The following is a 12,047-nucleotide window of genomic DNA, read 5'->3' as shown; positions in this document are numbered from 1 at the left end:
CTTATTCCTTACCGGCGTGGCTAACCAGCCAGCAGTTGTGAATTTGACGGTTGCGCGCGAAATCCTGCGACAGCGTTTTTTGGGTAATTTCCTGCGCCTGCAGACCCAGACGTTCTAAGCCGTCGAGATCCATTTTGAAGCCGCGCTTGTTGTTGGAGAACATAATGGTGCCACCGCGACGCAGCAGACGTTTCAGGTTCTGCATCAGCATCATGTGATCGCGCTGCACGTCGAAATCGTCTTCCATGCGCTTTGAGTTAGAGAACGTCGGTGGATCGATAAAGATCAAATCGAACTGCTCATCACTCTCGCGCAGCCAGCTCAGGCAATCCGCATGCATCAGGCGGTGCTGACGACCGGTTAAACCGTTGAGACGAAGGTTGCGCTCGGCCCACTCGAGATAGGTACGCGACATATCTACGGTGGTGGTGGTTTTCGCGCCACCCAAACCGGCGTGCACGCTGGCGGTGCCGGTATAGGCAAACAAGTTGAGGAAATCTTTGCCTGCGCTCATTTTGCCCAGCATCTGGCGCGCGATACGGTGATCGAGGAACAAACCAGTATCCAGATAATCGGTGAGATTCACCAGCAGGCGCGCATCAAATTCCTGCACTTCAAAGAAATCGCCCTTCTCGCCCAGCTTTTGATACTGGCTTTTACCTTTCTGACGCTCGCGGGTTTTCATCACCAGACGATTCGCCGGAATCTCCAGCACGCTCAGCGTGGCGCTGATCACATCAAACAGACGCTGACGCGCTTTATTCGCGTCCACGGTTTTCGGTGGCGCATACTCCTGGATCACCACCCAATCGGCATAACGATCGACCGCCACGTTGTACTCAGGCAGATCGGCGTCATACAGACGATAGCAGTCGATATTCGACTGACGCGCCCATTTATCCAGCTTCTTCAGATTCTTACGCAGGCGGTTAGCAAAATCTTCCGCGATCTGCGCGCCGCCTTCTGCGCTGGTCGCAGCCAGCTGATAGTTTTTCTGCACGCACTCAAGCGGGCCGTTTTTGGCTTTGAACTGGCGATCGGCACGCAGTTGCAAGCAGCTCAGCAACTCTGGCGAGGCGCTGAACAGCGACAGATTCCAGCCGCCGAAATTCTGCTTCATGATGCGGCCCAGCTGGCTGTGCAGCGCAATCAGCGCCGGTTCGCTTTCCAGACGTTCACCGTACGGCGGGTTGCTCAAGACCGTGCCGGTAATCTCTTTGCCCGCCAGCGGATTCTTCAGCTTGATCACATCCTGCTGCGCGAAGGTGAAAAGCTCGAACACGCCGGCACGACGAGCATTGGCGCGCGCCGATTCCAGCACACGGCTGTCATTATCGTAGCCAAAGAAACGGGCTGTCGTAGCGGCGGTGCCGACGCGTGCGCGCTCTTTCGCGGCAGCATGAACTTCCTGCCACACCGCCTGATTGTGTTTCTTCCAGCGATTGAAGCCCCAATGGGTACGCAGTAAGCCAGGCGCGCGATCGCAGGCGATCAGCGCCGCTTCCAGCAGCAGCGTACCGGAACCACACATCGGATCGACCATCGGCGTGCTGCTCTGCCAACCCGAACGCATCACAATCGCCGCCGCTAAGGTTTCTTTTAACGGCGCGGCGCCGGTTTGCTGGCGATAGCCGCGCTGATGCAGTGAATCACCGCTCAGATCCAGCGCGATGCTCACGCGATCTTTGTTCAGCCACGCATTGATGCGGATGCCCGGTTGTTCACGATCGACGTTCGGGCGTTCCAGGTTCTGACGGGTAAAGCTGTCAACGATGGCATCTTTGATACGCAGCGCACCGAACTGGCTGTTGCGGATCACCTCGTTGGTGCCGCTAAAATGGATGGCAAAACTGGTGTTGCTGTCGAACATCTCGGTCCATGGAATACTTTGCGCACCCACGTAAAGATCGAGATCGCTCCAGACGCCAAATTCTCCCAGCGGCAGCAAAATGCGCGAAGCCAGACGACTCCACAGCAGGCTTTGGTACATTACATGGTCGTCGGCCTGAAAGTGGACGCCGCCCTGCACCACCTGCAAATCCTGCGCACCCAGCGCGTCTAGCTCACTTTTCAACAGCTCTTCGAGCCCACGCGCCGTACTGGCAAACAGAGAATTCATATCGTCACTTTTTACTCTTGCTTAAATTGCTGCGCATTATAGCGAATCAGCGTGCTATGTCATAAAGTTAGCTTCTTTTAAACTTATGACCCTATTTCTGGAGTGGTGATGATTACGCTTTCACGCCTTTACATCCATCCCGTTAAATCTATGCGCGGTCTGCAACTGTCACATGCGCAGGTGCTGGAAAGCGGTCTGGGCTTTGATCGCATCTTTATGGTGACCGAACTGGACGGCACGTTTGTCACCGCGCGCCAGTTTCCGGAAATGGTGCGTTTCACACCTGCGCTGCTGCCGGATGGCCTGTTTTTACAAGCACCGGATGGATCGCAGGCGCTGATCCGCTTTAATGATTTCACCGCTGAACAGTCACCTACCGAAGTCTGGGGCAACCATTTCACCGCGCGTATTGCACCGGAAACAATTAATAGCTGGTTGAGCACCTTCTTCCCGCGTCCGGTGCAACTGCGCTGGACCGGCGCGGAACCGACGCGCCGCGTGAAGCGTTTTGATCATGTGCCGCTGAGCTTTGCCGACGGTTTTCCCTACCTGCTGGTGAACATGGCCTCGTTGCAGGATCTGCAGCAGCGCTGTCCGGCCAGCGTGCGCGTTGAGCAGTTCCGCCCCAATCTGGTGGTGAGCGGCGCGGCCGCGTGGGAAGAAGATAGCTGGAAGCGTCTGCAAATTGGCGAGATCACTTTTGAAATGCCGAAGCCGTGCAGCCGCTGCGTGTTTACCACCGTCGGCACCGAAACCGGCCGTAAACATCCTAATGGCGAACCGCTTACCACCTTGCAGGGTTTCCGCAGCGCGCAGGATGGCAGCGGCGATATCGATTTCGGCTTGAATTTGATTGCGCTCAACAGCGGCATTATTCGCGTCGGCGATGCAGTGACCATTTTAGAGAAGCAAACGCCGCGCGCTTACGGTGCCGGCGCCGTGGTCGAAACGCTGGCGCCGGTCGCCAGCAGTCACAGTACAGTAACCATTGATTATCAGGGTGCGAGCTTTAGCGGCGACAATCAGCAAGTGTTGCTGGAACAGCTGGAGATGCAGGGTTTCCGCATTCCCTACTCGTGCCGCGCCGGACTCTGTGGCAGCTGCAAAGTGACGTTGGTCGCGGGTGAAGTGAAAGCACTGAAGAAAAGCGCGGTGCGCGCAGATGGCACGATCTTAAGCTGCAGCTGTATTCCGGCAGGCGATATCGAACTGGCGTAAGCCGATTACACCGCCCGCGCAAAGTGGGCGGTTTGTTCCTGCTGCTGTGGACGTAAACGATCGTTCATGATCTTAATCGCATCACCCAACTGCATACCTTTACCCGCCACGGTTAACGCATTTTGCGCTAATAAGCACAGCGCCGCATTTTCACCGCTTTCAACCACGAACAGTTGTGCCTGCTCGCCGCTATCGGCTAGCGTCACCGCCACCATATCGCCCGCAGCCGGCTGCCAGCTGTGCGCGTGATGAGCAAAGTGCCAGCTTTTAGGCATTAACGGTTTGAGAAAACGGCTGGCCACCAGCGCGTTTAAAACTAATTCGGCACGCTGATCGCCTTTTAATCCACTCTGACGGCAACGTTCTTCAAAGGTAAAATAGAGCGCGGCGTCATCAACGCAAAAGCCGCTGACATTAAATGCATCAGGCGTCAGCATTTTGCGCGAGAAGCGCGAGCGAAATAACATACCGTCGGCTAAATCCAGCATCATGCGGTCATGCTCTGCGTCGAAATACCAACGCCAGTTGTCATCAGGTTTGATTTTCATGATCTGCCCTGTGGTTTATCGCTGCGCTAAATGGCGCTTAATTAAAAAAATAAATCTGAGAAAAAGCTGAAAAATGCACCAGCAGGAAAAAATATAAACGAGCCGAAGGGATAAATAAACCCCTCGGCGCAGTAAAGTGGGAAATGTCTTAGAGGTGGGTCACGATATCTTTAATTAAGCCTGGGCCTTTATAAATAAATCCGGAGTATATCTGCACTAATGTTGCACCTGCGGCAATTTTCTCGCGCGCAGAAACCAGCGAATCAATACCACCGACGCCAATAATAGGTAAGCGGCCCTGCAGCTCTTGCGCCAGGCGGCGAATCACTTCGGTGCTGCGTGACTGCACCGGACGACCACTTAATCCACCCGCTTCTTCGGCATATTTAAGGCCGGTCACCAGCGAACGATCGAGCGTGGTATTGGTGGCAATCACACCATCAATATGGTGGCGCAGCAAACTGTCAGCAACCTGGATCAATTCTTCTTCGGTAAGATCCGGCGCGATCTTTACCGCCACCGGCACATATTTAAGGTGCCGTTCTTGCAGCTCTTGCTGTTTTAATTTGATGGCAGAGAGAAGATCGTCCAGCGCTTCACCATATTGCAGCGTGCGTAATCCTGGCGTGTTCGGAGACGAAATATTGATGGCAATATAACCCGCGTGGGCATATACCTTTTCCATGCAGATCAGATAATCGTCTTTACCATTCTCAACCGGCGTATCTTTATTTTTGCCAATATTGATGCCGAGAATGCCTTTAAAGCGCGACTTTTTGACGTTGGCGATCAGATGATCAACGCCGTGATTATTAAACCCCATGCGGTTAATAATTCCTTCGGCGGGCACTAAGCGGAACATACGCGGTTTATCATTTCCCGGTTGCGCCAGCGGCGTTACCGTTCCCACTTCGACAAAACCAAAGCCCATCGCGCCAAAGGCATCAATGCACTCGGCATTTTTGTCGAGGCCGGCGGCTAAGCCGAGCGCGTTCGGGAAGGTTAATCCCATGCAGGTGACCGGACGTGATGGCAGCGACTGGCGAATCAGCCCTTCCAGCGGGGTGCCGCTGATAAAACGCAGTTGTTGAAAGGTGAGTTCGTGCGCACGCTCAGGATCAAGCTTAAACAGCGCCGGCCGGACGATAGGATATAACATGCACTCTCCTCAATGACGGAAACCAGGGAAGTCGGGGTGCACGGGAAAATGTGCGCCAGAATGGTAAGGTGCTCTGGCGCAAAAGTAAATTGTTCTACTGCATCACAATTTGATCGTTATCAGCGTCGTGCAGAATAGCGGCCAAGCTGTTCACGACACGCCTGCAGGCCACTGTAAATCGTCGGGCAGTACCACATCAGCTTCAAACGCGCGCTGTGCTGCAACACATTGCGCACCAGCTGATTCACCTGCGGCTGCCAATCTGTCGGGATCACCATGTGATTTTTGCGGATCTGCGACAAACAGCTGTGCATCACCGTTTGGTAATAGCTATCCAGCAAGGCCGCATCCACCGGCAGTTGCTGTTCACGCAGGAACTGTTCGCTGCTTTCACGCGCAATAAAGTAGTTTTTCACGTAGGAAAAATCGCGCGTGCTCTGCGACAACGAAGTCAGCATGAAGCGTTTGTAGTAGTAGCTTTGGCTGGTGCAATAGATGTTACGCGCCTGCAGATAGAGCGCGAACATGTACGGTGCATCTTCATGGTTCTGGATCGGCAGAAACTGCAGCGCCAGTTGATCAATCAAGCGACGCGAAATGATGCTGCTCCACACCACGCGGTGCGCCGACTGATGCTGCATCAGCGTACGCAAGCTGGTGCTGCCGCCGGGCAATAATCCACTGACGTGACGCTGATGAATGGTTTGATAGTGACGCTGCGCGGCGGGCAGATCGAAGAACATTTTTGCGCCAAAGCAGAACAGGTCAATATCCTCATGGCGCGCCTGCACGCGACGGAAGTCGGCGAACAAGTCGGTGGAGACAAAATCATCCGCATCCATGAAGTAAACAAAATCGCCGGTTGCCACTGACAACCCTTTCATACGCGCGGCACTGACGCCGCCGCGCTCACCGCTCAGCAGCATCACCTGCGGATGCTGTGCCGCAAACGCCGTTAGCCAGGCCACGCTGCTATCGCTGGAGCCATCGTCGATAACAATGATCTGTTCCGGCGGCGATGACTGCCGCAACAAAGAACTCATCGCTTCTGGCAGCCAGGGCGCGCAATTCCAGTTCGGAATGATGACCGAAACCGTAGGGATACGGTGAGATGACATCATGCTCATCCTCTTTCCTCAACGTTAAACAACGGAATTCTGAGACGCTTCAACACCACGCTGTGCAGCAGGCAGCAGACACCAAGATTGAACGCGCCAATCAAGCCGAGCCACAGCAGGTTGATCCAGCGATTTTGATTCCACTCGATCGGCAAGAAAGTGCTCAACCAGGCGATGGCGGCGGAAACCGCCCAAATCAGCATTACGTCGCGGGTTAACCAGGTGAAATGAATGCCCGGCGCGAAACGGCGATGCACCAGCCACGCCCAACCCACCAGATAGAAGATGTTTTGCCCCAGCCACAACCAACCGGTGCCCAACGCGCCGAAGTGAATAGCGCACCAGATATTGAGCGGCACCAGCAGCACGGCAAAGCAGGTGAAGCCTTTCATGTGCAGCTTGAGATTGCCGTTGATGTATTGCAGGTGATAAAGCAAGCCACAGATGGCCTGAATGCCGCTGCCCAACGCGTACAGGCTGAGAACAAACGACATCTCATCAACAATCTGACTCTTCTGCGTCCATGCCCACAGCAGCGGGCCGGCGTAACAGGCAATAGTAATGCTGAGCGGCGCCATAAAGATCGCCACCGCCTGCGTGGTGTAGCGATAGAGTTTCAGCGACTCCGCATCGCCCTCTTTACGGGTTTTCATGCCGGTCATACGTGGCACAATCGCCTGCATAATCGGGCTGCTGAGCAGCAGAATGCCGGTCGCAGCCGTCGCCACCACGGTAAACGAACCGTATTCGCTTAGTGGCAGCGTCTTGGAAAGTACCAATCGGTCGATTTGCGAAATAAAGGTCCACACCGCACTGGAGAATGCCGCGCTGAGGGCAAAACGAATAAAGGGTTTCAGCACCTCTTTAAGATCGCCGCGCTTCTCTTTGCGCGCCGCTTTGGGAATCAGCTGACAAGATTTATAGATACAGCAGGCTGCTTCGGCAATCGATACCAGCAGTTGCCAGACAAAGAACGCCAATACCGGATTAGAGAAGAACTGAATCACCAGCACTGCGCCGAAGGTGCGTAAGGTGGTGATGACCAGGTTGACGCCGTTCAGCCAGACTTGATGTTCGAAGCCGACAATCACGCTGCGATACGGACTGGTGCGCCAGCGAATCGCGGCGGTGATCACCATAATCGCCACGGCAATCACCACATCGCCCGCCGGAAGATGACGCGCATCCAGCCAATGCGTGGCAATCCACGGCGTTGCCAGCCAACCCAACACCACCAGCACAATGGTAGAGAACAGGAAGAATTTGGTCAGCGTGGCAAACAGCGCCGGGAACCAGACGAACTCCGCCTGATTTGCACGATAGCGCGCCGCTTCCCGCATTAAGGTAGTAGAAACACCGGCATCAAGTAATTGCAGCCAGGTTAATAAGATCGAAAAGAAGCCCACTAAACCGTAGGCTTCCATTCCTAAGTGTTGAATATAAAGTGGTACAACCAAAATACCTGACAGCGTCAGATAGATTTGACCAACATAGTTGGCAATCGCGTTACGTTTTATAGACATAGGTGTTTTGGCATCTGGGGATTATCTCAGTGGCCTTAAGCGTGACATAAAAGTATTCACGCGCACACCGGAGTTATTCTTAAAATTAACCTTGGTGCTAAGCGCCCAGCCTTTTTCTCATTTTCATCATGGAGAAATAGATGTCAGGTTGTTTCAGCATAAGTTTTTCCATTGCTCCCTTGGCCGGGAAGTTTTCCGCAAAGTAGGTTAATGCGTGGCGGGTATTATCTGAGAATTTCGCCGCACCACTTAACTCGTACTGGACTAATTGTAATAAGCCGCTGCGTAAATAACTTTCGCGATAGCGGTTTCGCTCCGGAATATAGTGTGACAAACGCGTGAGTTTTTCATAATCAGTAATGAATTGTTGATAAGTTAAGCGCGGCGAGGCATCGGCTTTGGTGGTCAGCGACGCTTCGCTGGCGTAATCGAGTACCCACGCCGTTTGCGTATGCAGTAATCCGGCCAGCATCACATCCTGAATACGCGTCAGCGGCGCACCCACGCGGGCCAGGCCAGCACGCAAGATCACCGCAAAGCCGCCCTGCTGCCACCAGCGTTGCTCATGCAGTTGCTGAAACAGCTGCAGAGACGAGTGTAAGCCGTTCGCCAGCTCGCGCTTCGCCAGCGAGATAATAAAGCAGTTCAGCTCTGGACGCTGGTCACTGAGCTTCGCCACGTCCTGCAGCAGGCTGGCCGGCAAGGCGCTGCGCTCCGCGCTGAACAGCAGAAAGTCATCTTCTGCCGGCGTGCTGTGCGGGAAGGTTGGCAGCAATGAAGAAGTAAGATGCGCGCCCGCGGCATCGGGTTGCAGCCAATAACACACCAGCTCTTCTTCTGGTTTAAGTGAGGGTGAGATGCGATTGAAGGTGGCAGGCACGACCTGCTGCTCAGTTAAATCCTGAGCAAATGAAGAACTACCCATATTTATCTCCCTAAGAATAAATTAGCTTGCCGCAACGGCAGTTCACGCCACAAAACGCGGGCGTAAATAAATAAGTGAAATATCGTTATCGTGTTCTAGCGGAAATTAGCTCAACCAATTATAAACAGGCCGGGGATTGTAATTCCAACCACTATTAGCATTAACACGTAACTTAAGAGATTCATTGTTTAGCGCGACTGCATGAAGTGTGAAGTTGATCTGCGCAAAGTTGCATTAGTTGTAACCGGCAAGATGAATGGCACGTATTTTATTAACCTTTATTCGTGTTTCGACATAAATTTCGCGAAATAAAAACCACGCTATATTAGGAAATAATCAAAGCTTGCTAAGGTTAATCCGATTCATGAAAAAACGAATAGTGGTGAATTGCTGATTTTTCCCCATATCTTTCAATAGTAACAGCCGCATTTATCCGGCATCCACGTGGTCTGTGTAAATATATTTCTCCGGTTACTCCTCTGTTTTACCCATGCATTACGACCCTTAATCATTAAACTCAGTCCAATGGGCCTCAGGATTTATATAACCGCCCACTTCCTGTACCGCTTTTCAGATTATGCCTAAGTACCCATCAGCAGCTTTTTTACCCTTCCTTTATATGTCGCTGGCTATCCCATTTTGCGACTTAGGATTACCAGATAAATCATTTAAGCCTCGCTGCCTGCTCTGACAGTATTGAACACATCAGTTCTGAATATCAGATAATCAATAACTTTCAGTTATAAGGAGTGACCATGCGGGTTATTACGCTGGCGGGCAGCCCTCGCTACCCTTCACGCTCTACTGCGCTGCTGAGCCTTTGCCAGCACGCGCTGGAAGCACGCGGCGTCGAAGTGATTCCGTGGAATATTCACAACTTCCAGCCTGAAGATTTGCTGTATGCACGCTTCGATTCACCTGCTTTAGCCGCGTTGAAAGCTGATTTGGCGCTGGCAGATGGCGTGATTGTCGCCACGCCTATTTATAAAGCTTCGTTTTCTGGCGCACTGAAAACTCTGCTCGATCTGCTGCCAGAGCGCGCGCTGGAGCACAAAGTGGTGCTGCCACTGGCAAGCGGCGGCAGCGCGTCACATCTGCTGGCGGTGGATTACGCGCTGAAGCCGGTGCTGAATGCGCTGAAGGCGCAGGAAGTGTTGCACGGCGTGTTTGCCACTGACGGCCAGATTACTGATTACGATCGCCAGCCGCTGCTCGATCCGCTGCTATCGCAACGCATTGACGAAGCGCTGGATACCTTCTGGCACGCGCTGCATCGTCGCCACCAACCTTACGCACAAGCGGTATAAAGGAAGAGAGATGAAAAGGATATTGACGGGTTTACTCATGCCAGCCGTAGCGGCACTGCTCACCTTGAGCGTGAGCGCCCAGGCCGCCGACGCACCCGAACAGTTGCGTATCGGATATCAGAAAGGTTCGGTGAGCATGGTTTTGGCGAAAACCCATAAGCTGCTGGAGCAGCGCTTCCCGCATACCAACATCAAGTGGGTGGAATTCCCGGCGGGCCCGCAGATGCTCGAGGCGCTTAACGTCGATAGCATCGATTTGGGCAGCACCGGCGACATTCCACCGCTGTTTGCGCAAGCTGCGGGTGCCGATCTGCTGTACGTCGGCTCGGAGCCACCTAAGCCGCAGGCCGAAGTAATTCTGGTGCCGAAAGATAGCCCGATTCACAGCGTGGCCGAACTGAAAGGCCATAAAGTGGCGTTCCAGAAAGGCTCCAGCTCGCACAACTTGCTGTTGCGTGCGCTGGAACAAGCCGGACTGAGCTTTAAAGATATTCAGCCAACCTATCTGACACCCGCCGATGCGCGCGCCGCGTTCCAGCAAGGTGACGTCGATGCCTGGGCGATTTGGGATCCTTACTACTCAGCCGCCCTGCTGCAAGGCAACGTGCGCGTGCTGGCCGATGGCAGCAAACTCAATCAAACCGGCTCCTTCTATTTAGCCACGCGCAAATACATCGAGGCTAACGGCGCCTTCGTGCAGCAGGTTCTGAATACCTTCAGCGACGCCGATGCATTAACGCGCAGTCAGCGCGACCAGAGTATCGATCTGCTTGCAAACGCCATGGGCTTACCGAAACCGGTGATCGCCAGCTATCTCGACCATCGTCCACCCACCACCATTACGCCGGTCAGCGCCCATACCGCGCAGGCCCAACAGCAAACGGCCGATCTATTTTATGCCAATCATCTGATGCCGGTAAAAGTGAATATCGCTGACCGCATCTGGCATCCACAATCCGCCCAGCCTAAAGGAAATTAATCATGAGCGTATCCGTATTTTGGTTTCTCCCGACGCACGGCGATGGTCACTATCTTGGCACAGCGGAAGGTTCGCGCCCGGTTGATCATGGTTACCTGCAACAGATTGCGCAGGCAGCGGATCGCCTTGGCTTTGGCGGCGTGCTGATCCCCACCGGCCGCTCCTGTGAAGATGCCTGGCTGGTGGCAGCATCACTGATTCCGGTGACGCAGCGTCTGCGTTTCCTCGTTGCACTGCGTCCGGGCGTGATTTCACCGACGCAAGCGGCGCGTCAGGCCGCCACGCTGGATCGTCTGTCGAATGGTCGCGCGCTGTTTAATCTGGTTACCGGCGGCGATCCGGAAGAGTTGGCAGGCGATGGCGTATTCCTCGATCACCGCGAACGCTATGAAGAATCCGCCGAGTTTACCCGCGTCTGGCGTCGCGTAAGCGAAGGCGAAACGGTCGATTACGAAGGCAAGCATGTGAAAGTGCGCGGTGCGCGTCTGATGTTTAAAGCGGTGCAGGAACCGCGTCCGCCGCTGTGGTTTGGCGGATCGTCGGATGCCGCGCAGGATCTGGCCGCCGAGCAGGTTGATGTTTATCTCACCTGGGGCGAACCGCCCGCGTTAGTTAAAGAGAAGATTGAGCAAGTGCGCGCCAAAGCGGCGGCACAAGGCCGCACCGTGCGCTTCGGGATTCGTCTGCACGTGATTGTGCGTGAAACTAATGAAGAAGCGTGGCAAGCGGCAGATCGTCTAATTGCTCACCTCGACGATGCCACCATCGCCAAAGCGCAGGCCGCGTTTGCGCGCACCGATTCAGTGGGCCAGCAGCGTATGGCGGCACTGCACGGTGGACGTCGCGACAAGCTGGAGATCAGCCCGAACCTGTGGGCCGGTGTCGGTCTGGTGCGCGGCGGCGCGGGAACCGCGTTAGTGGGTGATGGCCCAACCGTGGCGGCGCGCATGCAGGAGTATCAGGATCTCGGCATCGAGACCTTTATTCTCTCCGGCTATCCGCATCTGGAAGAGGCTTATCGCGTTGGCGAGTTGCTGTTCCCGCACCTCGATTTGGCGATTCCGGAAGTACCGAAGCCGCGCGTGGTGCAAGCGCACGGCGAAGCGGTGGCCAACGACTTCACGCCGCAAAAAGTGTCACAGAGCTAAAGG

Annotated in this window: 10 protein-coding genes; 4 read left to right on the top strand and 6 right to left on the bottom strand. The window is 54.3% G+C overall.

The annotated features are described in order from the left end of the window. Window position 1: 1 nt before the first annotated feature. Entirely contained in the window at window positions 2-2,119 is a 2,118-nt protein-coding gene (gene rlmKL / locus ACXIZX_RS06300) for a bifunctional 23S rRNA (guanine(2069)-N(7))-methyltransferase RlmK/23S rRNA (guanine(2445)-N(2))-methyltransferase RlmL (RefSeq protein WP_479403799.1), read from the bottom strand. 108 nt (window positions 2,120-2,227) lie between these two features. Between rlmKL and ACXIZX_RS06295 the strand changes: the two genes are divergently transcribed. Continuing rightward, window positions 2,228-3,337 (top strand): YcbX family protein, encoded by a 1,110-nt coding sequence (locus ACXIZX_RS06295; RefSeq protein WP_479403798.1) that lies wholly within the window; start codon window positions 2,228-2,230, stop codon window positions 3,335-3,337. Between the two features lie 5 nt (window positions 3,338-3,342). On the opposite strand, the gene ACXIZX_RS06290 is transcribed toward ACXIZX_RS06295, so the two are convergent. The 5 genes from ACXIZX_RS06290 to ACXIZX_RS06270 all read right to left on the bottom strand — a co-directional run bounded on the left by ACXIZX_RS06290 (window position 3,343) and on the right by ACXIZX_RS06270 (window position 8,610). Further along, window positions 3,343-3,885, bottom strand: coding sequence for a cell division protein ZapC (locus ACXIZX_RS06290; protein WP_154192143.1), 543 nt, complete (start codon window positions 3,883-3,885; stop codon window positions 3,343-3,345). Window positions 3,886-4,033: 148 nt separating this feature from the next. After that, on the bottom strand, window positions 4,034-5,044 hold the full coding sequence (pyrD, locus tag ACXIZX_RS06285) for a quinone-dependent dihydroorotate dehydrogenase (RefSeq protein WP_061717105.1): 1,011 nt from the start codon (window positions 5,042-5,044) through the stop codon (window positions 4,034-4,036). Between the two features lie 119 nt (window positions 5,045-5,163). Continuing rightward, the gene (locus ACXIZX_RS06280; protein ID WP_479403797.1) at window positions 5,164-6,165 is read right to left on the bottom strand and encodes a glycosyltransferase family 2 protein; all 1,002 of its coding nucleotides are present in this window, start codon (window positions 6,163-6,165) and stop codon (window positions 5,164-5,166) included. 2 nt (window positions 6,166-6,167) lie between these two features. Continuing rightward, window positions 6,168-7,685 carry a lipopolysaccharide biosynthesis protein gene (locus ACXIZX_RS06275; RefSeq protein ID WP_479403796.1) on the bottom strand — a complete coding sequence of 506 codons (1,518 nt, stop codon included), beginning with the start codon at window positions 7,683-7,685 and terminating at the stop codon, window positions 6,168-6,170. 97 nt (window positions 7,686-7,782) lie between these two features. After that, window positions 7,783-8,610: a hypothetical protein gene (locus tag ACXIZX_RS06270; RefSeq protein WP_479403795.1), complete on the bottom strand. Its 828-nt coding sequence runs from the start codon at window positions 8,608-8,610 to the stop codon at window positions 7,783-7,785. Between the two features lie 755 nt (window positions 8,611-9,365). Here ACXIZX_RS06270 and ssuE point away from each other — a divergent pair. From ssuE to ssuD, 3 genes are read left to right on the top strand one after another with little or no spacing between them, the layout of a single operon-like run. After that, a complete protein-coding gene (gene ssuE / locus ACXIZX_RS06265) occupies window positions 9,366-9,917 on the top strand; it encodes an NADPH-dependent FMN reductase (protein WP_008102350.1) in 552 nt (183 codons plus the stop codon). Between the two features lie 10 nt (window positions 9,918-9,927). Then, window positions 9,928-10,896: an aliphatic sulfonate ABC transporter substrate-binding protein gene (locus ACXIZX_RS06260; RefSeq protein WP_479403794.1), complete on the top strand. Its 969-nt coding sequence runs from the start codon at window positions 9,928-9,930 to the stop codon at window positions 10,894-10,896. Window positions 10,897-10,898: 2 nt separating this feature from the next. Continuing rightward, on the top strand, window positions 10,899-12,044 hold the full coding sequence (gene ssuD / locus ACXIZX_RS06255) for an FMNH2-dependent alkanesulfonate monooxygenase (protein WP_008102354.1): 1,146 nt from the start codon (window positions 10,899-10,901) through the stop codon (window positions 12,042-12,044). Window positions 12,045-12,047 lie beyond the last annotated feature (3 nt).

This window comes from Candidatus Pantoea symbiotica, from assembly GCF_056491525.1.
Note: the sequence above shows the minus strand (reverse complement) of the source record. Positions and strands in the feature narration are given on the sequence as shown.

Coding starts and splice junctions, on each gene's coding strand:
- rlmKL (WP_479403799.1), bottom strand. CDS start 2,119: ATGAATTCTCTGTTTGCCAGTACGGCGCGTGGGCTCGAAGAGCTGTTG.
- ACXIZX_RS06295 (WP_479403798.1), top strand. CDS start 2,228: ATGATTACGCTTTCACGCCTTTACATCCATCCCGTTAAATCTATGCGC.
- ACXIZX_RS06290 (WP_154192143.1), bottom strand. CDS start 3,885: ATGAAAATCAAACCTGATGACAACTGGCGTTGGTATTTCGACGCAGAG.
- pyrD (WP_061717105.1), bottom strand. CDS start 5,044: ATGTTATATCCTATCGTCCGGCCGGCGCTGTTTAAGCTTGATCCTGAG.
- ACXIZX_RS06280 (WP_479403797.1), bottom strand. CDS start 6,165: ATGATGTCATCTCACCGTATCCCTACGGTTTCGGTCATCATTCCGAAC.
- ACXIZX_RS06275 (WP_479403796.1), bottom strand. CDS start 7,685: ATGTCTATAAAACGTAACGCGATTGCCAACTATGTTGGTCAAATCTAT.
- ACXIZX_RS06270 (WP_479403795.1), bottom strand. CDS start 8,610: ATGGGTAGTTCTTCATTTGCTCAGGATTTAACTGAGCAGCAGGTCGTG.
- ssuE (WP_008102350.1), top strand. CDS start 9,366: ATGCGGGTTATTACGCTGGCGGGCAGCCCTCGCTACCCTTCACGCTCT.
- ACXIZX_RS06260 (WP_479403794.1), top strand. CDS start 9,928: ATGAAAAGGATATTGACGGGTTTACTCATGCCAGCCGTAGCGGCACTG.
- ssuD (WP_008102354.1), top strand. CDS start 10,899: ATGAGCGTATCCGTATTTTGGTTTCTCCCGACGCACGGCGATGGTCAC.